This is a genomic window from Stenotrophomonas sp. SAM-B (genome assembly GCF_013387485.1).
In the GTDB taxonomy this organism is placed as follows: Bacteria; Pseudomonadota; Gammaproteobacteria; order Xanthomonadales; family Xanthomonadaceae; genus Stenotrophomonas; species Stenotrophomonas maltophilia_AA.
This window is the reverse complement of sequence record NZ_JABBXB010000003.1, coordinates 230,119-252,290: the sequence shown is the minus strand read 5'-3', so window position 1 is coordinate 252,290 and position 22,172 is coordinate 230,119. Positions and strand designations below refer to the sequence as shown.

The window sequence follows — 22,172 nt, the reverse complement described above, 5'->3', positions numbered from 1 at the left end:
ATAGAGTCTCTCCCCTGCGAAACATCGCATGACTGACTCAACGAAAGGTTGTGCCATAGCCTCGCTGATGCCGATGTCTTCGCGCATTTTGATCAGAATGCGGTCCCGCAATTGATCTTCAGCCTCCTTACGACGGGCCATTAGAATCCCCATCCATCGCGTGCTGCGATGCCTGCAGATCGAGGCGATACCACTGGCGCATGCATTGGCTTGGCCGGTACAACGGGCGCAGGCGCAACCGCCGATGTTTCACGGAAATCCGAAGGCTGGTCAAACAGCCCATGTGACACAGGGTGATACTGCTCCTCAAGCGCAGCCCATTGCGAGTCGCGAATGACGTCCGCTTTTACCGCGGGGGCGAGCGAAGCCCAGATGGCATAGACGACGGTGTCCAGCTCTTCGTTCCTTGCTCCCTTCGGCTTGATCCATGCACCCGCGTCCTGATCGAAGTACTCCACCGTCAAGCCCTTGAAGTAGCGGGCCGGCAACGCACCCGGATCGGGGTTAAGCGGATCGTGCACTTCATCGCCACGTCCACCAGGGAAGCGCAGCATACGCACTGAGAGGTTTTCGTCTGCACCCTCCCGCTCAGCCTCATCCTTTGCACCCAGCGCGGCCGTCAGCCAGCCGTAGACCATGTGCTTGAGCACGGACGTGCCGACACCCCACACACCAATGCTGCGGGCCACTGTCTTTTCACGGTGGTTGACCTCGGTTTTGGCCGGGCGGTAGACGGCACGGTCCGATTTCTTCTCCGCACGACCACGCACCAAGTAGACAGCCTGCTTGATGAAGCCAAGCGGAGTCTCGATCATTCGGTTGGAGCCAGAGTTGCCCACCGCCTTCTTGACGAACTGCGCCACGGTCTCGGTCCAGTTGCCGCCGTCCAGCGCTGCCGCAGAAATGCCCATCTCAATTCCTTTCGCTGTGCGCCACGTTCCCTTCAGGTACCCATCCAGCGCGTCATACGTTTCCAGGATCGTTGGATCCAGGTCGATTACCGCGTAGTCCACAATCCAGCGTCGCTGCCCGCGACCGGTAGCGATCACCTGGACCTCAGCGCGGTCGTGCTGGAAATCGACGCCTGCCGTGAGCACCAATCCACCAGGCGGAACGATGCCCCTGTGCACACCCGGCTCGGCCAGCTTCGCGACCTCCTCAGAATCCTGCTGCTGCCGCTCGCCTTCGAAGGGGAGACCCAGCTTGAGGTTGTAGAAGCCAGCCATCTTGTTCGGATCGCGATCGGCCTCTGCCTTCGCGTCAGCCAGATCCTTCCATGACGGCCCCAGACCCAAGGGCGCATAAGCGGCCCATGCGTGGAAGCTGCGGTGATAGGGGTCGGCCGCCGGATTGGTCGGCTTCCAGTACGCGGTCCCGCCGAAACCCCGCTCAGCCAGCATCGTGTCCTTGTGGTGCTCGTGGATCACGCAGCCGCTCACCTCGCAGGCAAACGTCCCATCCGGCTGCAGACGCTCCACGTCGAGCGTCTGCTCACCGCCACATTCGGGACACTGAACCACGTAGACGCACATGTCCCCTGCCTGGTAGCCGGCCTCAATGGCGCTGGCGCCTGCGATCGTTGGGGTGCAGGCGCGATAGACCTTGCCCCGGTCGCCGTAGGAGCTGGCGCGCGCCTCCAGCTGCTGGTCGGCCGGCCCCTGACCGCCCAGGTCCTTCGGGTATTCGTCCACCTCATCCATGAAGATGTAGCGAGCGGTGCGCTGGCGCAGCTGGTTGCTGGAGTTGGCCCAGATTGCCCACAGCGTGCCACCGGGGAAGTGCTTCTCCAGCGTGTTGTCTGTAGCGAACTTGGCGCGCAGCTCGGGCATTTCTAGCACCGCCGGATCGAACTTCGACAGCACCCAGCTGCGGGCGAGGTCCTTTACCGGCTGCGCCACAATCATCGAATCTGAGCCGCGATCAACCACGTACCCGGTCCAGTTGATGCCGATCTCGGTGGCACCGATCTGGGCTGACTTCATGAAGTCGACGATTCGGATCGGCGAATGGTCGCTTAGGCAATCCATGATCTCGCGGAGGATCGGGTTTCTAGCCGTACGCCACTCACCGGGCTCGGCACCCGCGCCCTTGGCGATGATTCGATTTGCATCGGCCCACTCGCTGACCGTCTGCCGTGGCGGCAACGTCCAGGCTTTCTCCCAAGCGGAACAAACGACCCTCTGCGGATCTGCGAGCACCACATCATGCGCAATCAGGTCGAGGCTCATTCGGCGGCCTGCTGCAGCGGAGCAGGCTCAGCAGGGGCACCGGTAAACAGTGCCTGGGCGTCCTTCTGCATCTTCTCGGCGATCTTGCGAATCTCATCCTCCAGCATCGCCTCTACCTTGCGCGGCTCGCTTTCTGCGGCCAGCTGCGATCGCAGCCTGCTCGGCAGGTTCATCATGCTGTTAAGCGCCTGGCGCACCAGGGTGAACACAGCGCGCTCCACGCCCTTCGTCCGCGTCAGCTCGTTGAGTTGCTCCCCCAGCTCCAGCTCTGCCATACGCGCCCGCGCCAGCCGTTCGCGGCGATGCGCCTCCTGCACACTCGGCCCGCCGGAGGGGGAGAGAACGCCAGCAGTGGCGGCAGCCGGGCTTTCCGCGCCAGGCGTGCGATCGCCGCCGCGCAGCGGGTGCGTCACGTCATTCAGCAGGTTGTCGCTGGCCTGGACGCGGATCGCCTTGCCGTCGCAGACCAACTTGCCCTCGCGACGCATGCGGCGGATGTACGAATCGCTGACCCCGCGGTGCTCTGCGTACTGGGCAACGGTCATCAGGTCCATTTCGGAACTCATGCGGAACCCCCTAGTTCCATCGGAACCAAACTCAGAACCAGAAACACGTTCGAGCATCGCGCGCTTGGTGGCCCGCAATTCCCACGGGCCAGGAGGACCCGCGCCGAGGGGGCCTGCCGATGGGACGGGCGGCCGGCCGCCGCGCCCGTCGTTGGATTCGCGTGGAACATCCCGCCCGTCCTTACCGTCCCGACCATCGAGGCAAGGTCTGGACAGCGCAAACCCTTGGGGCTGTTGAGTTGTCCTAAATGTCCAGACTGTCCATGCCTGTTGAGAGGTTTTGAGATTGGTTTGATGGGGTGGTCTTCCATGTACACGCGCGCGAAAAGGTCTGGACGGTCGGGACGGCCTTGCGTTGCAAGGGTCAAGGTCTGGTCAATGGTTAGGACAGGTCCGGACGATCCTGCCGAGGTCTGGTCAGAAGTCAGGGCCATCACCCACCTCCGCATGCTTGCCCTGGCTGCCGCTCGCCTTGCCTTGGCTGGCGCTCGCCATCCAGTCATCGACAGATTCACCAACCCGAAACCAGCGGGGCTCGCGACCACCCTCGGGCCAGCGCCGCCTCGCGCTCTCCCACCCCAGCGTTTTCATGATTGCTGCCACACGCATCTGTTCCGGCCTCCCGTGCTTGCCGGCATCCAGCCCTATAGCGAAGGTCAACAGGTCATCGGTGGTCGCCCAGCCGAGCCTCGTAGCCATTTGCAGGCGTGTCGGATACTTGGACGTGTCGGCTCGCATCTCCACCCACGCCTCCACCCTGCCCTCCCAGCTGTCGCCGACGTACCGCGCGGCCTGCTCTTCCTTGGCGTCCTCGGGCAGTACCCAGAAGTCGAAGCCACCCTCGAACAGCTGGACGGCCTCAGCCCACAACTGATCGCGCTGTTCGGTGATCAGATCGATGCGCACCTGCCCTTCCGTCCTGACCGGCAGGAAGCGCCGGCCACCCGTCGGATCGCGCAGATACTGATGCTCATTGGTCGTGCCGGTGAGTACGCACTCACGCCTGTACGAGCGAGGAACGCGGTCGTACGGCGCTCTGAACTTGTCGACGCGCCTGGTGATGGCGGTCTTTACGCTGGTCACGTCCGCCTTGGAGAAGGAGTCCATCTCGCCGATCTCTACGCCCCAGGCACCTTGGATCACCTGGTAGAAGTCCTTGCCGCTAGGTGACTCGCTGGTCTCGACGAACCACTGGCTCCCGAAGATTGCGCGCAGGCCGCTGGACTTCTGCTTGCCCTGCTCGCCTTCGAGCACCAGCATGAAGTCAACCTGCGCGCCGACAAACGGCTGCTTCGGATCTACCCAGAGCAAGCGCGCCACGGCACTCGCCATGAAGCACTGCGCTGCGCGCCGGCTATATGCATTGTCCGGCGCGCCGAACATGACCGTGAGCATCCGCTCAACGCGAGGCACGCCATCCCACTCCAGCGCAGTGAGGTACTCGCGGATGGGGTGGCGCCTGTAGCGTCGTGCCACCGCGATCACCGCCTTCAGCACGAGGTCATCGCTGCACTTCATCCGGTATCGGTCAGGGTGCTGCAGCCACGCGGAAAGTTCATATGCGTCCGTGTCAATGAACTCTTCCCGGCTACCACCACTCCACGGCGGATCCCGCTCCAGCTTCACCTGGTTGCTGGAGTCGTTGAGCCAGAACAGTTTTGCCAGCCGCTCATCGTTCTCCATGATCAGGATCAGGTTGTGGAGCGTCCCCTCGACGTTGTGGTCGCGGTTGAACGTCAGGTTGATCTTCCATGCTTCCGGATCTACCCCACCACCGCCTGGCGGCGGCGCACCGCGGCCACCGTCGACCACGGTCAATCTCTTACGCTTCGGCTCTGTCATCCCCGTATTGCCTTTTTATGTCCTCGCGCGATGCGCAGATACGCCTTTGCACGCTCGCGGCGTATAGCGCGCGAGGATTCGTAAGGGTTCTCGATGGCCGCTTTGGCAGCGAGGCGATACAGCCGTGCCAGCTCCCGGTCCGAGTACTTGATGCGCTCCAACAGGCGGCCGTTACGTGACATCGGGTGCCACCACATTCAGTTCGACGACGCGATTAGCCGCCCAGGCTGCGAGCTGCCGCGGCGTCCACTTGTCCAGCTCGAGTGCGTCGGCGATATCCCAGCCGTCGGGCTGCCCGCTCACGTCGATCATCCGGATCGACTTCGCCCCAGCGCGTGCGCAGAGCTGCGCTACGCCCGGGACATAGTTGCCCGCGTCGTTGTGCCAGCCCAGCATTGCCTTCCGGCCTGCAGGGTCTGCATCAGGCCAAAGCACGACATCACGGCCTGCCACTGGCGACCAGTCGGTCTTGCCGACGGCATTGCCGCCACCAGCCCAGGTCAGTGCGGCGTACCCCGCCCACGCGCCAGCGCCAGCCGCGCGGCATTTTTCGCCTTCGGGGATCAGTACCGGCGCATCCGGCTTGGCCGCAAGCGCGTCCAGGCCGCACAGAGGGCGCGGTGTTGGGAACTTGACCAGGCACCACTGCTGCTGGCCGTCAGGACCGACGCACCACGTTACCTGCGGCGTCCACTTCTTGAGCTTCTGCGAGGACTGCTCGACGAACTCGCAGCGCAGGACGTACCCAAGCAGACGCCCCTCGGCGTCGCGGTAGGCGTCCACCCGAGTCGGCTTCATTCGGCGGAGCTTCCCGTTCTTCGGGTTCCAGATCGGCACAGTCCATTCCCCGCCAGCCATCAGCGGCGGCACGGCCTCAGGGACCGGCAGCAAGGGCACCCAGTTCACCTCCAAGGGCTGCTCCACCACTTTTCGGGCGGTCGGAGAGGCCGGCGCGAACTCGTGGCCGCCCAGCTGCGCACATGCCTCTTTGAAATCGAGGCCGGTGATCTTCTGAATGAAACCGATGGCATCACCGTGGGCGCCACAACCGAAGCAATGGAAGAATCCCTTTGCAGGGTTGACCGTGAAGCTAGGGGATCCCTCTTCATGGAACGGGCACAGGCCGGTGGATTCCCTGCCGGTACGCCGGAGCTTCACATACCTTCCAATGACCTCATCGAGATCCACGGCGTTCTTGATCGCTTCGACATCGATGCCGTTGTGAATCATGATCGCCCGCCCTTGCGTGCCGCGCGGGCTGCAGCCATGTTCCACTGCATGCGCATGTAGTCAGCAATGCGCTCACGGCACCCGACGTCGCCAGTGCAGACGCCAGGGTGCGGACACGTCGTCGGCAGCGCCTCGATTGAGGCCTTCCATTCTGAGCGCGGCTTACGGCCGATATCGAGGGCCTTGAGCAGGCAGCAACTCACGCCCACGATTTACCCCCAAGGTCCAGCTCGCGCTGGGCAGTAGCCCTCAACTCGTCCTCGCGACGCAGGCGCTCGCGCTCCGCCATCGCTTCGTCGCCGACAAGCGCGGGCACGGCGTCAGTCAGCGCACGGGCAGCCTCTTCCATCGCACGGCAGGCAGCAGCGCTCATCTTTCCTCGTCGCCTGTACCGTGCCCGGGGTGCGCGGAAGGTAGCCACGTCATTCACGGCTCACCGCTTTTTTGGCCGCCCTGCAGGCGTTGCGCTCCAGGCGGAAGCAGAGCGTTCGGATGCTGCGCGTCAGGTCCTGCATCCCGTCTGCCTCGCTGACACTCAGATCACCGTCAGCAACCGCCTCGAGAGTCGTGCCCGAGAGCCGGCCGGTCATCGCATGCAGCTGCAGCAGCTTGTTCTGCAGCGCTTCCAGCTCGTTGGGCCAGCCGCCCTCGGGCGGCGGTGGCACGAAATCCACCATCAGGTTGAATTGACCGCCGAGCGAGGCGATCCAATCGGTTGCCAGCTCAGCGGTGTCCACGAACTGCTGGAGGTACTCGGTGAGCATCTCTGCCATCTCCATCGACAGCGATTCACCCGCCAGACCACGTAACTTCTTGCGCAGGGTCTCGCCCGTGATGCCCTTACCGCGGCGGTCGCTGAGGTAGGCCGCTGCTGCCTGGACGTTGCCCGGCGCTTTCGACACGGCGTTGTAGAGCGCATCCCGCCAGTAGAGGTCAGATCGTTGGCACGTCATGCGTCACCCTGAAACAGACTGCATTTCATCGTTTCGCCGAGCCCATCCGCTGCAACAAGATGCAGGCCATGAGCGAGATCATCCATTTCCAGCACCGCATGCGCTTCAGCGCGCTTCGCACCTTCGATGTCAATCGGGGCGTTGGCGGCGTGGTCGCAGTGTTCTTCACCCCGGAGTGCGCGCTCCCTACCCATGGGACGCCACCTCCCACCAATGAAGCGGTCGCCCTACGGCTTGTCGCTGCTCACGCAAAGCCACCCACTGATCAACAGAGAGCGCAATACCGTCGGGGTGACGGGTGTCAATGAGGGAGATGTCCACCAGGCACCCGACCTCTCCATTTGAAAGGTCAGACTCGAGCGGGATCGCAGAGACGCTCATGCGGCCTCCCCTGGAGGCCAGATGTCGGGGCGAAGGTCGCATCGCAAGACCCCCTCGACACCCACCTCGGCACCGATGGCCGAAGATGCGCGCTCAATGCTCTGGGCAAGCTCTGGACTGGTGCGCTTACCCCGCCAGCCGGTGGCGCACTGCCAAAGGTAGCCCTCGGACGCGCCCGTCAGCGCTGCCAGGCGACGCTTCCGCTCGGAATCTGAAATGAAGGTTAGGAGGTCCATGTGGGCATATTTAGCCCAGAGCTAAACGATGCTGTCAAGCTGGTGGCGAAACACGGGGCTTTAGCCCCTAGCTACTCTTACGCGATGGACGTAACCAGTACCCGCCAGCACAACCTTCGGACCCTAGTTGATCAACTAGCAGCCGCCTTGGGTACTCAAAAGGCGGTTGCGATCCGCCTGGACATGTCCCCCTCCTATCTCAACCAGCTCTTGGGCGGGAAGAAGATGGGTGACGACGTTGCGCGCAAGATCGAACGCTTGAGCTCTCTCGCGCACGGGTGGATGGACGTCGCGCACGAGCGCGGTGCTGAGAGCAGCAGCAATCAGTCATCTCAGCCCCTGCGAATAGACCCTGAGATCATCGCCTCCGCGCTCAGGCTGTTGAGGCTGACCTTCTCAAATCTCGACATCTACGACTTCGACAATGAACTCGACGGCACGCCATTGGCGTATGCGTACGAGTATCTGTATAGGCGAGGTGAGGTTACGGTCACACCCGACAACCTGATCGATTTCAGCAAGGCGCTTGCCGATCGACTTAGGGAGAAGAATGGAAACGCAGAAGAAGAAGGCACCGGAACCGGGGTCCATGGAAGCGCTAGCGGAAATCATCGCGCAGCGCGTCGAAAGGCGTAAGGATCCACAGCCACGCCTGCGGGTGATCACTACCCCGCGGCCAACCCTGATCGACGGCATCACCCGGGACTCAATTCTGCGAAGGATTCGCTGGCTGCGCGATCACTACAATCTGGGCTGCCTGATCGCACAGGCAACTTTCAACCTGCCAAGCATTGACTGCCTTGAGGACGCCGACCTGATGCAGCTCCACCGCGAGATGGAGTACGCACGCGAGTGTTGCGTCGAAGGCGTTTCGATTGAAGAGGCGGGACTGATCCGTAACGTGGCGATTCCTGCAGCTGACTGAAGCTGTTTTTCGCGGCTGGCGCTTAGTGCCCAGCCGCTGGCCGCGCACCGTCGGAACGCGCGTCATAGACACTTCTGACGGCCGCTTCCTTGCTGCGCCTTTCGTCTGCGCAGCGCTGCCGAGAAGCGGCCATCGCACTATCGGCCCCTAGCCGCTCAGCGCTCAACGTACTTTGCAGGGCGGCAATCTGATTGCGAATGCCTGCCTGGAACGTCGCACCAGCAAGATTGTTCTTTGCGGTAGCTGCTTCGCTATGGAGCGCCGCGATCTGCCGCTGGTAATCGGCAGCTCGACTGTTCACCGGGCCAAAAATGCTGGAATTTGCGGACGACAGGCAGTTTCTTTCAGCGATGGCGATATCGGTCATATCCGTTGAGCGGAAGACAGCCTCTCGGTTCGCCAGCTCCGCATCTGATCGGGTCGCGGGGCGAGTCGATCTCAGCTTGACCTGCTCAGCGGAGCTGCCGCAGGGATTCTGAGCATAGACCGTCTCTCCGCCAGGCCCTTTGCACTTGTAAACCTGGCCTGCCGCCGGCGCTGAGGTCAGCCCAACTGCCAGCAACGCTACAAACACGCTCCAGATCCGCATCCTGCACCCCACTCTCCCTGACTACCTGCATTATCGCGCCTAGGGTCCAACAGCCCAATACCATCAATTTAGCTGACAGCTATTGCGTTGATGATTTAGCTGTGAGATAAATCGCACCGTCGGCACCCCAGCCGACGGGCGACCGGCGGGTCGTCACTGCGCTCCAGCCCTCCCCTGCTGAGCCGCAGATGCCCCTCCCCAGGCAATAGGCCCGCCGGCGCCCTCCTTTTCTACGGAGAGCGCCATGTCCTACCGCACCGCTGCCGACTCCCTGCCCAAGGCCCCGCTGCTGCCCCAGGCCGCCTCGTGCCTGCTGGCGCAGGCCGCCCGCGACCACACCCGCGCCAACGTCCTGCGAGCCCGCAGCGCTGGCGAGCACAGCCGTAACCAGCTGCGCCGATCGCGCCGCATGGGGGTTGCCGCCCGCCGCGTTGAAGCCGAATCGCGCGATATGGCAGCCGAGGTGCGGGCATGAACCGCCGGTACCGGATCGCGTGGGCCCTCGTCGGCGCTGTGGCAGCCATCGTCGTGCCTCTCCGCCTGGTGGAGATCAGCCAGGCCCACGCCGACCGCGACGCCAATCAGGCGCGCTGGGCGGCGTCCTCCAGCGTTCGTGGGTGATGCCATGCAGACTTCCCGCCCTGCCCCCGCCTCTGTACCGCTGTGCCGCCCAAGGCACCGCCCGCAAATCGTGACGACTACTGGTGCGCCGGCAGGCCACCAGCTCGGCGCACCTGTGCCGGCCCTCTTGCACTTCGAGTGCCATCTCTGCCAGAGAGCAACGGTACCGAGTGAGTCCCTCGCGATCGCCGAGCTGCGCTGGACCGATCCGGATCTGGCATCGCAGCTGATCCCAATTTCCCACCTTGCCCGTGCCCGCGCCGCCGTGCTGGCGCGCCTGCCTGCACAGCACGCCGCCTGACCTGGAGAACGCAATGGCTGCACCACTCAAACCCTTGGAGCGTGCCGCGCTCGTTACTGCCTTCGCTGCGGCCGGCCATGTGCTGAAGCGCACCCGTGGCGGCTTCTGCTCGACCAGGCAGCCCGCTAAGGTCTTTACGCGGCGGGTCACCAACTGGCTCTACGAGCGCGCATTGATCGACTACGACGACCCAAGTTTTCCGACGCAGGCCACGCTGACCAAATCGGGCATGGCGCAAGCCACTGCCTTGGTCGAGCAGGCACGCCTCAGCGCGGGGGCCCCATGACCCGCGACTACTACCTCAAGGTTGCCGAGGCCAAGGCGGCATACGCCGCGGCACTGCGCGTGGAAGCCGATGCCGAGTCCATGGTCGACCATGAAGAGCTGGCAGAGACGTTGCGGCGCTTCGCGTCGCAATGGGATGTGCTCGCTGCCTCATATCGCGCCTCTGCTGACCAGGCGGATGCCGCATGAAAGCGTCGGCTCTCCCCGTTGAGCATTCGTTCCCCACTGGCAGCCATGGCACCACCCTGGTGCTGATGGTCTGCGCGGGCTGGCTGTGGGCCGGGCTGTATGCCAGCCCCTACAGCGCCGTCCCGACCGAGGTCTCGGCTGCTAAGGGGCGCACCGCGACCGTCCGTGGCCGTCAGTTGCGGATAGGCGCAGGCCACTACCCCCTCTCTCAGAAGTCGCTGCAGGCGGCCCGTCGCTGGCTCGATCGACAAGGCGTGACCGTGCGCGACCAGACCCCCAAGGAAATTGCATGACCGCCAAGATTCAACGCCATGGCCGCGCCGCCTCAATCCGGGCACTCCTGCTCGATCGCCCGGCTGGCGCAACCGCCGAGCAGCTTCTCGCTGCCGGCATCGACTGCTCCACCAAGCAACTCAAAAGTTCGCTGGCGGTAATGTGCGATACCGGTCAGGTGCAAGCCAGCATCAACAGGGGTGACAGGATCTGGATGCTGACGCCCACCATGCACAGGTTGATGCGTGCCCCAGATGCACGTGTGCAGCCGACTCGGGCCGCTGCCGCGCGTGTGATGCGCTCGGTGCCCACGGGCAGCCACAACAGCACCACGGTCCAGCACAAGGACCGGGATCGCGCCGAAATCGCCGATCAGCTTGCCGCGTTCCGGCGCGCCGGCGGTAAGGTCGAAGTCCTGGGCAATACCCCAACCCGTCGCGAGATGACCCGCCGCGAGATCAATGACGCCTCCGGCAGCCAACGGCTGGCGCAGGCAACCGCGCAACGAGGCCACCCATGAGCCGCTTGGTGGCGCGGCGCTCGCCGAAGAAGCTTGACGGGCTCTCTTGGGGCCGTTTCCCGATGGGTCTTTTCGGGTTCGTCTATCGATTACTCCCTCGCGACCGTAGCTGCGTGGCGCACGTCGTCAGCCTGAACTTCTATCACGGGGACGCTCGCCGAAGCATGATTGTCGCGCTGCGCGTTGCACTCCCCCGGCTGCGCGTCCAGGTGAACGATTTCGAAACTACGCTGATCGGGGGGGTATCGGCGATCTCACTCATTCGCAGCACGTGCCGCGATCACCTCCGCCGGCACTTCGGGCAAACGCGACGGCTTGCGGCCAAGCGCCACGCTGTATGCACTCCGCGCGTCATCCATCGAGAGGTATGCACTAACCAGTACCCCTGTCAGCCACTCTCCGCCTTCGATCACACTTTCGGAGGGGACACTTCGAAAGGTACGCATCAACGCGTCGACGCGGTTCATATCCACGACACAACGCGAAGTGTTGCCGAGTACTCCTGGGCCGAGGTGTTCGGGGAAGTTGAGGAGCGCAGCCACGGGCATTGGATCGAACTTCTCCATGGCGGCAAATATCGCTCTCCGAGCCGCAGCATCCAAGAACTCTTGTCGTGCGTGCTCGATTGCCACACTGACATGCAAGAGCTGAGTTTCCAAGGAGGACTCAGTTACGTGCATTTGCGCGAAGGACTTGATTTCCATTTCGCGTCGGCGATTGATCTCAGGCACTACCCCGACCACCAAAGCAACAATGGCTGCCGCACTTGTTCCGATGGCAGATGCCCAACCTGCCGCCTCTGGTGTCCAGAGAAGCGGTACCCCCAGGATTGCAACTGCAAGTCCAGCTCCGCTCCCGAAGCAAAGGGGTGCCAGAAACCATGGGCTAACCAAAAGCTCAACAATCCGTCGCTTAGTCATCTCTGCACCCCCGATCTTCATGCCGATTCTGTCATGAACTACGTCCGGCCTCGTCACCCCACGCACGCGATCAAACGTAGCCTAGTAAGTGGTACTCCGCAGGGTGACAGCAGAAAGGAATCTGTGCGCCGCACAACTAGAGCTGTGCCTAGCCGCGACGCGACTAAGCTCGCCTCCCTAGCCACCATTAAGCCTCCACTCCACCGTCGCACCCGACTGCGCCCCGATAGCGAACACAAGGACTGCCCCCATGGCTGATGGCTCCCGCTCGTTCAATTTCCCGCTACCGCAGCGCTCGCGCCTGCGCGCCGGTGAGATCGTGGTCGATCTATTCGCCGGCGGCGGCGGCGCCAGCGAGGCGCTGAAGCAGGCGCTGGGCCAAGACCCGGCGCTCGCCTACAACCACGACGCGCTGGCGATCGGCATGCACGCGGCGAACCACCCGCTCACCAGCCACCACCGCGAAGACATCTGGCATGCGGACCCGCGCGTAGACGTGGCCAGCCGCGCGATCGGCTGGTTCCATGCGTCTCCGGACTGCACCCACTTCAGCCAGGCCAAGGGCGGCCAGCCGCGCAGCCGGAAGACCCGCGCCCTGTCGTGGGTCGTGCTGAAGTGGATTGGCATGCTGCTGCGCGCTGACCTAGTCAACGGCACCAACACCGCGCCGCGCATCTTCTCGATGGAGAACGTGTGGCAGATCCTGACCTGGGGCCCGCTGATCGCCAAGCGCTGTAAGACCACCGGTCGCGTCCTGAAGATGGACGGCACCGCCGCAGCGCGCGGCGAGCGCGTGCCGGTCGAGCATCAGCAGCTGGTGCCGGACAAGAGCCGCACCGGCCGCACCTGGCGGCAGTTCGTCGCCGCGCTGCGTGCGCTGGGCTACGCGGTCGAATGGCGCAAGCTCGTGGCGAGCGACTACGGCGCCGGCACCAGCCGGGAACGCCTGTTCCTGCTCGGCCGCCGCGACGGCGAGCCGATCGTGTGGCCGGCGGCAAGCCACGGCACCGCGCCGGGCCAGCAGCCGCGCGTATCCGCCGCCGATTGCCTGGACTTCAGCATCCCCTGCCCGTCCATCTTCGGGCGGAAGCGGCCACTGGCAGACGCCACCATGCGTCGCATTGCCAAGGGCACCGTGCGCCACGTGATCCAGTCGGCGGACCCGTTCATTGTGCCGGTGACCCACCAGGGTGCCGACCGCGTCCATGGCGTGCACGAGCCGCTGCGCACCATCACCGCTGCACACCGCGGCGAGCTGATGCTGGCCATGCCCGAGCTTGCCCCGTTCATTGCCGAGCACGCGAACAGCAGCCATTCGCTGGGCACCATGCGAGCCGACGAGCCACTGCGTACCGTCTGCGCCGGGGTGAAGGGCGGCCACTTCTCCGTGGTCACGCCGATCCTTGCCGGCGTTGGCGGCCGGGCCGGCCAGTCGGAGCCGCGCTCTGGCGCTGATCCCCTGTACACCATGACCGCGAAGGCGGACACCGCGCTGGTGGCGCCGGTGCTGGTGCAGACTGGCTACGGCGAGCGCGCCGGCCAAGCACCGCGTGCATTGGACCTGCAGCAGCCGCTGGGCACGGTTGTGGCCGGTGGCATCAAGCACGCGATCGCGGCGCCGCACCTCGTGAAGTTCCAGGGTGACAGCATCGGCACGCCGGTCACCGATCCGGTGCCCACGATCACATCGGGTGCTGGCGCGGCCCGGCCTGCAGGCGCTGCGCACGCGCTGGGCATCGCTGCCGCCAGCCTGGTCACCCTGCGCAGGAACATGGTCGGCGCAGACGCGCGCGCTCCGCTTTCCACAGTTGCCGCGCAGGCCGAACACCACTGCGTGGCTACCGCCTTCCTCGAGCAGGCCAACGGTGGTTTCTACGAGGGCGGCGGGCGCGATGCACGCAACCCGGTCAACACGATCACCGCCACCGGCAGTCAGCAGCAGCTGGTAACCGCAGACCTTGCCCAGCTGTCGCCGGAGCATCAGGAAGGCGCACTGCGCGTGGCCGCCTTCCTGGTGAAGTACTACGGCACCGGCGCCAACGTGCCGAGCCTGACCGACCCGGCCGACACCATCACCACCAAGGACCGGCTGGCGCTGGTCACGGTGGTGATCAAGGGCACCCCCTACGTCATCGTCGATATCGGCCTGCGCATGCTGAAGCCGCACGAGCTGTACCGCGCGCAGGGCTTCCCGGTGGGCTACATCATCGACCGCACGGCGAACGGCACCCCGCTGACCACCAGCGCAGCCGTGCGCATGGTCGGCAACAGCGTCAGCCCGCCGCCGCTGCGCGCACTGGCCGAGGCCAATCTGGACCCGGCAGCAGCACGACTCGCGGACGCTGCATGAAAACTACTGTTCCCATGATCGACGTGGATTTATGGACGCGTCTCCACAATCCAGCCGTCGCGGACGGTCCAGAGGCCACAGTGCATAAAAAGCGAGGTCCACGAAGCCGCCGCTCCCTTCAACACATCGGCAATTTCGTGTACTTGCCCATCCGAGAAGACTCTCAAATCGTGCCAGGACTCGCCCGCAGCCCTGTCTGTCCCTCGAACAACCTGCAAGACGTGAACCGGATGCGTCGTGAGGACATCGGGAAATCGAGTACTTCTCACGTGTTTGTATGCGTTGGTGATAGTTCGGCAGATTGCCAAATCCCGGTGCTTTGTCGCCATCCCCTTCGCAAGCAATGCAGCGATTCTCGCCGAATCGTGTTCCGCAAGAATCGATATTCCAACGTGTTCCGCTGCGGGTACGAAATACTGCGGCTGATGCCTAGTCATCCAGTCCCAAAGCCAGTCTCCGATGTGCCATGCAGTGACGGCTCCATTGACTGCTCGAAATGTCCTGAACTCCGGGTCGCGGTCAATCAACCTGGTGCGGTCGAACTCCTCAATCTCAAAACTGAGCTTGGCTACCAAGTCCTGCCAAGAGCGAAGGTGAAAAGACTGCCTGCCGTGCGGGATTGGGGGCGGAATTGCCATAAGCCACACCAGAGTCAGCGGATGACTGCTCTGATGCTATCGCTTTCCGCACGCAGAGTCGCGGCTGATCCATCAGATATGAACGCGCAGCCTCATACCGCCGGTCGCAACGGAGGCAATGGTCCGAAGGAGAAAAAATGCACCTGATGACCACAGAAAAATGGCTAGATCGGTACTTCGACAAGGCAAGTCGGCCAAGTCTTCCCACACTCCAGCGCTGGCTTCGAGATGGAAAGATCCCCGCAAAAAAGGTGGGCGGCACCTGGTTCATCGACGAACACGCATGGCTCGCCGACGGGGACAACCTGGTCGAGCGGGTACTGAAAGCAGGATAGGAACAATGTCACCACGCAAGCGCAGCGCCGGCCGGCAAGGCTGGCCCGACAATCTCTACCCCAACAAGGGCGGATTCAAATACCGCCACCCGGTCACCAAGCGCGAGACATTCATGGGCCGGGACCAGGCAAAGGCGTTCGCCGCGGCCAAGAAGCTCAACGCCATGCTGTTGCCCGGTAACGACCTGGTCGACAAAGTCATAGGCTCGCGCGAGACCGTGGCCGACGCGATCGCCGTGTTCCGACGCGACGACGTGCCCGGTCGCAACTGGGCACCGAAGACCGCAGAGGTCTACGAAAGCGTGATCCGGCGCACCGAGGCCGGCATCGGCAGCCGCCCGGTGGAAGAGGTCACGGTCAAGGATTGCGCGGAGTTCATCCGCGGTGTCACCGAGTCCGACCGCGCGCGCCAGCAGTTCCGTCTGGTACTTGGCTGGATCATGGCCTGCGCGGTGCAGGAGGGCTGGATCGACACCAACCCGGTCCTCGCCACGCGCCGGTTCCAGCACGAGCGCAAGCGCGCGCGCCTGACGAAGGAGGCCTATTCGGCCATCTGGGAAAAGGCCGAGCCGTGGCTGCGGCTGGCTATGGACCTGTCACTGGTGACGCTGCTGCGCCGCGAGGACGTGGTGTCGTTGAAGTTCTCCGACGTGCGCGATGGCTTCCTGTGGGTGGTCCCGCAGAAAACCGAGGGCAGCACGCTGGTGAAGTTGAAGATCAGGATCGGCGACGAGCTGTCCACCTTGCTCGCCCAGGCACGCGACACCGTGCTGTCGCCCTACGTGGTGCATCGCCTTCCCGATCGCGCAAGGCCGTCGAACAAGCGCGCAGCAGCGCGGCAGCACCACACGCAAGTCATGCCCGAGCAGGTGACGCGAGCATTTCTCGACGCGCGCGAAGCGGCCGGCATCAAGGGCGACAACCCGCCGAGCTTCCACGAAATCCGCAGCCTGGGCGGTGCTTTGCTGAGCGAATCTGGTTGGGCGATCGAGCAGGTGCAGGGCCTTATGGGCCACTCTTCTACATCGATGACAGAGCACTATCTCGAAGGCCACGACACACCATGGCAGGAAGTGCAGACAGGGAGCGTACTCGTCAGATAGTCAGGTCCGCGTTTTGCTCAGGGCTGACCAAGCGACGACCTTTTCGATCGACCTCGTAGCGATCCACCACAATCCCGGCCGGAAGCACTTTCCCATCCTTCGTCGACAGTGAGACCTCAGCCTCTTCAGCCCACTCGGCGTCTTCTCCAACCCAAGCGATCACGTCATGAGCCGAAAGAAGCTGGTCGTCAACCACGTATATCCAGCCAGACTCGCTGAACCGGTTGGTCGCAAACTGAAGCGCCACTTCTCTATCAGTAGTGAACGAGACATAGCTGCCGCCGTGCGAACCCGAGATCTTGCGGTGCAGCCGGGCGGCATTTTCGACCGTCGAGGAAGCGAAGAAAGTCCCATCGGCCAAGAATTCCCCGTCCGCCAAGATCGCGACTTCAGACTTGGTGCCGCGCGGCAGGAGCTTGCCGCCGTTCTGAGAGTCAAGCACCTTCGAGACGCCTCGATACAGCAGAGCCATAGCGGGTCCATAGGGGGAGAATAGGGGGAGAATAGGGTGACGCAAAAAAAAGGCCCGCGCATCGCTGCGTAGGCCTTTGTTTTTATTACCAGTTTGGTCGGGACGGCCGGATTTGAACCGACGACCCTCTGCCCCCCAGGCAGATGCGCTACCAGGCTGCGCTACGCCCCGATGATGCTGGCAATGTCCCCGCCTCTCAGCGGGCCGACGAGTATAACGGGTTTGCGTGAAAAATGGTTCAGCGGCGCAGCAATTGCAGCACTTCTTCCAGTTCCATACGCGTCTGCTTGATGATCTGGTTACTCAGCGCCGATTCCTCGCGCGCATCGGCACCTTCCAGGCGCAGGCGCGCGCCGCCGATCGTGTAGCCCTGCTCGTAGAGCAGGCCGCGGATCTGGCGGACCATCAGCACGTCGTGGCGCTGGTAGTAGCGGCGGTTGCCGCGGCGCTTGGCCGGCTCGAGGCTGGGAAACTCGGTTTCCCAGTAGCGCAGCACGTGCGGCTTGACGTCGCACAGTTCGCTGACTTCACCGATGGTGAAGTAGCGCTTGGCCGGTATCGGCGGAAGTTCTCGGTTACTGCCCGGATCCAGCATATGCCTCTACCCTTTCCTTGAGCTTCTGGCCCGGACGGAAGGTGACCACCGTACGGGCGGAAATCGGAATTTCCTCACCGGTCTTGGGGTTGCGACCCGGGCGCTGGTTCTTGCGCCGCAGGTCGAAATTCCCGAAGCCGGACAGCTTCACCTGACGTCCCTGTTCCAATGCTTCACGCAGCACATCGAAGAACGCGTCGACAAATTCCTTGGCTTCGCGCTTGTTCAGACCGACTTCGTCGAACAGCTTCTCGGCCATCTCCGCCTTGGTCAATGCCATTGCCTGCTATCCCCCATGCTTCCCGCTCAGCCGCGGATCCGGGCGTGATGTTCACGCTCCATGGCAGAGACCGCCTCGGCCACCACCGCATCCACGTCGCGGTCCGTCAGAGTGCGCGACTTGTCCTGCAAAATCAAGCCCATAGCGAGACTCTTGAACCCCGGCTCGACCCCCTGGCCGACGTACCGGTCGAACAGGGTGACCTCGCGCAGCAGCGGGCCGACGGCCCGGCGCAGGGTGGCTTCCAGGTCAGTCCAGGCCGCGGCCTCGGGCACCAGGAAGGCCAGATCGCGGCGCATCGACGGGAACCGCGACAGCTCGCTCGCCCGCGGCAGCGCGCGGGTGGCCAGCGGGGCCAGGTCCAGCTCGAAAGCGAATACGTCCACGTCGATATCCATGGCCTTGGCCAGGCGCGGGTGGATCTGGCCGATCCAGCCCAGGCTGACGCCGTCACGGTAGACCTCGGCCGAACGTGCCGGGTGGCCATACGGACGCTGCGACGGCTTGAACTCCAGTTCGGCGCCACTGGCGACCGCCAGCGATTCCAGGTCGCCCTTGAGATCGTGGAAGTCGACCTTGCGGGTCGGCAGGCCCCATTGTTGGGTGTCGGCATCGCCACAGATCGCAGCGGCCACGCGCTGGGTCTCCAGCGGGGCGGGCTGGCCCTCGCCGGCCTGCTGATGGAATACGCGGCCCAGTTCGAACAGGCGCACGCGGCCCAGCTGGCGCGCGGCGTTGCGGCCGAGGGTCGCGACCAGGCCCGGCAGCAGCGACGGGCGCATCACCGCCAGTTCGGCGGAAAGCGGGTTGGCCAGCGCGACCAGGCCCTCGTCCAGCTGCCACTGCGCGAGCAGCGCGGCATCGACGAAGGCGTAGTTGATGGTTTCCTGCAGGTCACGGGCGACCAGCTGGCGGCGCACGCTGAGGTCGTCCAGGCGGGTCTCGGTCGGCATCGCCACGCGCGAGGCACCGCCCGGCAGCGTGGTCGGAATCTGCTCGTACCCGTGGATGCGGGCCAGCTCTTCGATCAGGTCTTCTTCGATGGCGATATCGAAGCGGCGGCTCGGCGCGGTGACCTGCCAGCCATCGGCGGACGCGGTTACGTCCATGCCCAGCGCGCGCAGAATGCGCTCCACATCGGCATCGGCGATCTGGATGCCCAGCACGCGCGCGATACGGGCGCGGCGCAGGGCGATGGTGGCGGTCGCCGGCAGGTCGGCCTCACGCACGGCCTCGGTGACCGGCGCCGGGGTGCCGCCGGCCAGGTCCAGGATCAGGCGGGTGGCATACTCGATCGCCGTGCGCGGCAGCACCGGGTCGACGCCGCGCTCGAAGCGGTGGCCGGCATCGGTGTGCAGGCCGAGCTTGCGGCCCCGGCCCATGATCGCGGCGGGCGCGAAATGCGCGGCTTCCAGGAATACGTTCGTGGTGTCGTCGGTGACGCGCGTATCGAAGCCGCCCATCAGGCCGGCCAGCGCGATCGGGCGGTCGGCATCGGTGACGAGCAGGAAGCTGTCGTCCAGCGCGGCGTCGCGGCCGTCGAGCAGTTTCAGGGTTTCACCGGCGCGCGAACGGCGCACGCCGATGCTGCCCTGCAGGGTGCCCAGATCGAAGGCGTGCATCGGCTGGCCGAGCTCGAGCATCACGTACTGGGTGACGTCCACCAGCAGCGAGACCGGGCGCACGCCGCTGCGGCGCAGGCGCTCGGCCATCCACAGCGGGGTCGCGGCGCGGGCGTTGACGCCCTCGATCACGCGACCGACATAACGCGGCGCTTCGGCACCGGCATCCAGGCGGATCGCCAGCTCACGCGTGCCCACGGCAGGCACCGGGGCGGCGTCGAACGGCACCACTTCACTGGCGCACGCGGCGGCCACGTCGAAGGCGATGCCGCGGATGCTGAAGCAGTCGGCGCGGTTCGGGGTCAGCTTGATCTCGATGCTGGCGTCCGGCAGGCCGAGGTACTCGACCAGGGTCTGGCCGACCGGCGCATCGTCCGGCAGTTCGAACAGGCCGGAGGCATCGGTGTCCAGGCCCAGCTCCTTGGCCGAGCACAGCATGCCGTTGGACTCCACGCCACGCAGCTTGGCCGGCTTGATCTTCAGGTCGCCGATCTGCGCACCGACCATCGCCAGCGGGGCGACCAGGCCCGGCCGTGCGTTCGGCGCGCCACACACGATCTGCAGGTGCTCGCCCTGCCCCGCATCGACCTGGCAGATCTGCAGGCGATCGGCTTCGGGATGGCGCTCGGCGGAAATGATCTTGGCTACGACGACATGCTGCAGGCCATCGCCCAGCGCATCGACCTCTTCCACTTCCAGACCGATCGCGGTCAGCACCGCGCTGAGTTCATCGCGCGAAACGGTGGTCGGGACGTGGCTGCGCAGCCAGTTTTCAGAGAATTTCATGGTGTCACCTTGGTGGGCCCGGCGCAGGCGCCTGGGCCGTGATGGTCTTGAATCCTGTCCAGCCGGGCATGGCCCGGCGCTACGCTGACGCGCTTACGCGAACTGCTTCAGGAACCGCACGTCGTTTTCGAAGAACGCGCGCAGGTCGTTGACGCCGTAACGCAGCATCGCAAAGCGCTCCACGCCCATACCGAAGGCGAAGCCGGTATAGCGCTCCGGATCGACGCCGACGCTGCGCAGCACGTTCGGATGGACCATGCCGCAGCCGAGCACCTCCAGCCAGCGGGTGCTGCCGTCGGGCTGCTGCCAGGCGATGTCCACTTCCGCACCGGGTTCCACGAACGGGAAGTAGCTGGGGCGGAAGCGCATTTCGAAATCCTGTTCGAAGAACGCGCGCACGAACTCGGACAGCGTGCCCTTCAGATCGGCGAACGTGGAGTGCTCATCGACCAGCAGGCCTTCGACCTGGTGGAACATCGGCGAATGGGTCTGGTCGCTGTCGCTGCGGTACACCTTGCCGGCCGCGATCATCCGCAGCGGCGGTGCGTGCTCGCCCATGTAGCGCACCTGCACACCGGAGGTATGCGTGCGCAGCAGGCGGCCATCGCCGAAATAGAAGGTGTCGTGCATCGCACGCGCCGGGTGGTGCGGCGGGAAGTTCAGCGCTTCGAAGTTGTGCCAGTCGTCTTCGATTTCCGGGCCTTCGGAGAGCTCGTAACCGAGGCGACCGAAGATCTCGGTGATGCGCTCCAGGGTACGGGTCACCGGGTGCAGGCCACCGCGCTCATCGCGACGGCCCGGCAGGGTGATGTCGATCGCTTCAGCGGCCAGGCGCGCGTCCAGCGCAGCGTCTTCCAGCACGGTCTTGCGATCACCCAGCGCGCTGGTCAGCGCGTCACGGGCACGGTTGATGGCTTCGCCGGCGGCTTTGCGCTCATCGGCCGGCAGGCCACCAAGCTGCTTGAGCTGTGCGGTGATGCTGCCGTTCTTGCCCAGCAGGGCCACGCGCAGGGCTTCCAGCGCGTCGGGGCTCTGGGCAGCGGCCACGTCGGCCAGTGCCTGCGTGGTCAGGGATTGGATGTCACTCATGGATAGCCGGAGCCTCGCGTCGGTATGCCATCGCGATGCGCGTCGGGCCGACCCCCGTCGCCACCGCTGTCGATCGATGGCACCGGGAGGGCCACCGCCAACACAAAAAAGAATGGGGAAGGACTTGCGCCCTTCCCCATGCATTTGCCTTACCCACAGCCGTTGCGCGTGAACGGCAACGGCAGGGGAATGGACTTATGCCGCCAGTGCGCCCTTGGCCTTTTCGGCCAGTGCAGCAAAACCAGCTGCGTCGTGCACGGCGATGTCAGCCAGAACCTTACGGTCCAGGGTGATGCCGGACTTGAGCAGGCCGTTCATGAAACGGCTGTAGCTCAGGCCGTTGATGCGGGCAGCCGCGTTGATGCGGGTGATCCACAGCGAACGGAAGTTGCGCTTCTTCTGCTTACGACCGATGTAGGCGTACTGCTGTGCCTTGATCACGGCCTGCTTGGCAACGCGGAAGACCTTGCGGCGAGCGTTGTAGTAACCCTTCGCCAGGGTCAGAATTTTCTTGTGGCGGCGACGCGCCTGTACGCCACGCTTTACTCGTGCCATGGGTCAGTCCTCAGAGGTAGGGAAGCATACGGTTCAAACGGCCTGCGTCTTCTGCACGAACATGGTTCGTCTGACGCAGATTGCGCTTCCGCTTGGTCGACTTCTTCGTGAGGATGTGGCTACGGTTGGCGTGGCCAGCCTTGAACTTGCCGGACGCGGTCTTGCGGAAGCGCTTGGCCGCCGCCCGGTTGGTCTTGATCTTGGGCATTGCTATGTCCTTGATGATGTTTTGTCACTGACCAGGGCGGTGGCATTGCCACACTTTCCGTCCGTGCCCTTGCCTGCTTG

The 22,172-nt window shown here is 64.3% G+C and carries 27 protein-coding genes, 1 tRNA gene and 1 pseudogene; 11 read left to right on the top strand and 18 right to left on the bottom strand.

Translation table 11 applies throughout. From position 1 onward, the window contains the following. Positions 1-140 precede the first annotated feature (140 nt). The 7 genes from HH110_RS08865 to HH110_RS08835 form a co-directional block, all read right to left on the bottom strand. Positions 141-2,228 (bottom strand): phage terminase large subunit family protein, encoded by a 2,088-nt coding sequence (locus tag HH110_RS08865; protein ID WP_176989335.1) that lies wholly within the window; start codon positions 2,226-2,228, stop codon positions 141-143. Then, positions 2,225-2,782, bottom strand: a complete 558-nt coding sequence (locus tag HH110_RS08860; protein WP_176989334.1) for a hypothetical protein — start codon at positions 2,780-2,782, stop codon at positions 2,225-2,227. Before HH110_RS08860 ends, HH110_RS08865 begins: the two co-directional genes overlap by 4 nt. A gap of 429 nt (positions 2,783-3,211) precedes the next feature. Beyond that, complete coding sequence (locus HH110_RS08855; protein WP_176989333.1) at positions 3,212-4,636, bottom strand: VapE domain-containing protein; 1,425 nt, start codon at positions 4,634-4,636, stop codon at positions 3,212-3,214. 171 nt (positions 4,637-4,807) lie between these two features. Beyond that, positions 4,808-5,866, bottom strand: coding sequence for a CHC2 zinc finger domain-containing protein (locus tag HH110_RS08850; RefSeq protein ID WP_176989332.1), 1,059 nt, complete (start codon positions 5,864-5,866; stop codon positions 4,808-4,810). Between the two features lie 199 nt (positions 5,867-6,065). Continuing rightward, complete coding sequence (locus tag HH110_RS08845; protein WP_176989331.1) at positions 6,066-6,239, bottom strand: hypothetical protein; 174 nt, start codon at positions 6,237-6,239, stop codon at positions 6,066-6,068. Between the two features lie 49 nt (positions 6,240-6,288). Then, positions 6,289-6,819, bottom strand: a complete 531-nt coding sequence (locus HH110_RS08840) for a hypothetical protein (RefSeq protein WP_176989330.1) — start codon at positions 6,817-6,819, stop codon at positions 6,289-6,291. After that, the gene (locus tag HH110_RS08835) at positions 6,816-7,013 is read right to left on the bottom strand and encodes a hypothetical protein (protein WP_176989329.1); all 198 of its coding nucleotides are present in this window, start codon (positions 7,011-7,013) and stop codon (positions 6,816-6,818) included. The genes HH110_RS08840 and HH110_RS08835 overlap by 4 nt, the downstream gene beginning before the upstream one ends. Before the next feature lie 570 nt (positions 7,014-7,583). Between HH110_RS08835 and HH110_RS08830 the strand changes: the two genes are divergently transcribed. Further along, a complete protein-coding gene (locus HH110_RS08830; protein ID WP_176989156.1) occupies positions 7,584-8,072 on the top strand; it encodes a hypothetical protein in 489 nt (162 codons plus the stop codon). After that, on the top strand, positions 8,026-8,361 hold the full coding sequence (locus HH110_RS08825; RefSeq protein WP_202803185.1) for a hypothetical protein: 336 nt from the start codon (positions 8,026-8,028) through the stop codon (positions 8,359-8,361). The genes HH110_RS08830 and HH110_RS08825 overlap by 47 nt, the downstream gene beginning before the upstream one ends. Before the next feature lie 22 nt (positions 8,362-8,383). On the opposite strand, the gene HH110_RS19435 is transcribed toward HH110_RS08825, so the two are convergent. Further along, a complete protein-coding gene (locus tag HH110_RS19435; protein WP_241696515.1) occupies positions 8,384-8,728 on the bottom strand; it encodes a hypothetical protein in 345 nt (114 codons plus the stop codon). Positions 8,729-8,776: 48 nt separating this feature from the next. After that, positions 8,777-8,950 (bottom strand): annotated as a pseudogene (locus tag HH110_RS19430) (DUF4124 domain-containing protein); the annotation flags it as partial. A 244-nt stretch (positions 8,951-9,194) separates the two neighbouring features. On the opposite strand from HH110_RS19430, the gene HH110_RS08815 reads away from it, so the two are divergent. From HH110_RS08815 to HH110_RS19425, 6 genes are all read left to right on the top strand, one after another. Further along, the gene (locus HH110_RS08815) at positions 9,195-9,425 is read left to right on the top strand and encodes a hypothetical protein (protein WP_176989327.1); all 231 of its coding nucleotides are present in this window, start codon (positions 9,195-9,197) and stop codon (positions 9,423-9,425) included. Then, positions 9,422-9,571 (top strand): hypothetical protein, encoded by a 150-nt coding sequence (locus HH110_RS08810; protein ID WP_176989326.1) that lies wholly within the window; start codon positions 9,422-9,424, stop codon positions 9,569-9,571. The genes HH110_RS08815 and HH110_RS08810 overlap by 4 nt, the downstream gene beginning before the upstream one ends. 314 nt (positions 9,572-9,885) lie before the next feature. Next, entirely contained in the window at positions 9,886-10,158 is a 273-nt protein-coding gene (locus HH110_RS08805) for a hypothetical protein (RefSeq protein WP_176989325.1), read from the top strand. Further along, the gene (locus HH110_RS08800) at positions 10,155-10,346 is read left to right on the top strand and encodes a hypothetical protein (protein ID WP_176989324.1); all 192 of its coding nucleotides are present in this window, start codon (positions 10,155-10,157) and stop codon (positions 10,344-10,346) included. The genes HH110_RS08805 and HH110_RS08800 overlap by 4 nt, the downstream gene beginning before the upstream one ends. Next, the gene (locus tag HH110_RS08795; RefSeq protein ID WP_176989323.1) at positions 10,343-10,639 is read left to right on the top strand and encodes a hypothetical protein; all 297 of its coding nucleotides are present in this window, start codon (positions 10,343-10,345) and stop codon (positions 10,637-10,639) included. Before HH110_RS08800 ends, HH110_RS08795 begins: the two co-directional genes overlap by 4 nt. Continuing rightward, entirely contained in the window at positions 10,636-11,139 is a 504-nt protein-coding gene (locus HH110_RS19425; protein ID WP_241696486.1) for a hypothetical protein, read from the top strand. The genes HH110_RS08795 and HH110_RS19425 overlap by 4 nt, the downstream gene beginning before the upstream one ends. Before the next feature lie 254 nt (positions 11,140-11,393). Here the strand turns inward: HH110_RS19425 and HH110_RS08785 are convergent, their stop codons facing one another. Beyond that, positions 11,394-12,080 carry a hypothetical protein gene (locus HH110_RS08785; RefSeq protein ID WP_176989322.1) on the bottom strand — a complete coding sequence of 229 codons (687 nt, stop codon included), beginning with the start codon at positions 12,078-12,080 and terminating at the stop codon, positions 11,394-11,396. 229 nt (positions 12,081-12,309) lie between these two features. Here HH110_RS08785 and HH110_RS08780 point away from each other — a divergent pair, with 229 nt between their 5' ends. The 3 genes from HH110_RS08780 (at position 12,310) to HH110_RS08770 (ending at position 16,485) form a co-directional block, all read left to right on the top strand. After that, positions 12,310-14,409 (top strand): DNA cytosine methyltransferase, encoded by a 2,100-nt coding sequence (locus HH110_RS08780; protein ID WP_176989321.1) that lies wholly within the window; start codon positions 12,310-12,312, stop codon positions 14,407-14,409. 775 nt (positions 14,410-15,184) lie between these two features. After that, entirely contained in the window at positions 15,185-15,382 is a 198-nt protein-coding gene (locus tag HH110_RS08775; RefSeq protein WP_176989320.1) for a helix-turn-helix domain-containing protein, read from the top strand. Positions 15,383-15,387: 5 nt separating this feature from the next. Continuing rightward, entirely contained in the window at positions 15,388-16,485 is a 1,098-nt protein-coding gene (locus tag HH110_RS08770; protein WP_176989319.1) for a tyrosine-type recombinase/integrase, read from the top strand. On the opposite strand, the gene HH110_RS08765 is transcribed toward HH110_RS08770, so the two are convergent. The 8 genes from HH110_RS08765 to rpmI all read right to left on the bottom strand — a co-directional run bounded on the left by HH110_RS08765 (position 16,478) and on the right by rpmI (position 22,092). Then, on the bottom strand, positions 16,478-16,957 hold the full coding sequence (locus HH110_RS08765) for a hypothetical protein (protein ID WP_176989318.1): 480 nt from the start codon (positions 16,955-16,957) through the stop codon (positions 16,478-16,480). The genes HH110_RS08770 and HH110_RS08765 overlap by 8 nt on opposite strands. 94 nt (positions 16,958-17,051) lie before the next feature. Continuing rightward, a tRNA-Pro gene (locus tag HH110_RS08760) sits at positions 17,052-17,128 on the bottom strand. A gap of 67 nt (positions 17,129-17,195) precedes the next feature. Further along, positions 17,196-17,552 carry a MerR family transcriptional regulator gene (locus HH110_RS08755; RefSeq protein ID WP_019182707.1) on the bottom strand — a complete coding sequence of 119 codons (357 nt, stop codon included), beginning with the start codon at positions 17,550-17,552 and terminating at the stop codon, positions 17,196-17,198. Beyond that, complete coding sequence (locus HH110_RS08750) at positions 17,533-17,832, bottom strand: integration host factor subunit alpha (RefSeq protein ID WP_005410432.1); 300 nt, start codon at positions 17,830-17,832, stop codon at positions 17,533-17,535. Before HH110_RS08750 ends, HH110_RS08755 begins: the two co-directional genes overlap by 20 nt. Positions 17,833-17,858: 26 nt before the next feature. Continuing rightward, positions 17,859-20,240: a phenylalanine--tRNA ligase subunit beta gene (pheT, locus tag HH110_RS08745; RefSeq protein WP_176989317.1), complete on the bottom strand. Its 2,382-nt coding sequence runs from the start codon at positions 20,238-20,240 to the stop codon at positions 17,859-17,861. Positions 20,241-20,333: 93 nt separating this feature from the next. Beyond that, entirely contained in the window at positions 20,334-21,329 is a 996-nt protein-coding gene (gene pheS / locus HH110_RS08740) for a phenylalanine--tRNA ligase subunit alpha (protein WP_176989316.1), read from the bottom strand. Positions 21,330-21,524: 195 nt separating this feature from the next. Then, positions 21,525-21,884: a 50S ribosomal protein L20 gene (gene rplT / locus HH110_RS08735; protein ID WP_017355264.1), complete on the bottom strand. Its 360-nt coding sequence runs from the start codon at positions 21,882-21,884 to the stop codon at positions 21,525-21,527. Between the two features lie 10 nt (positions 21,885-21,894). Next, on the bottom strand, positions 21,895-22,092 hold the full coding sequence (rpmI, locus tag HH110_RS08730; RefSeq protein ID WP_017355265.1) for a 50S ribosomal protein L35: 198 nt from the start codon (positions 22,090-22,092) through the stop codon (positions 21,895-21,897). Positions 22,093-22,172 lie beyond the last annotated feature (80 nt).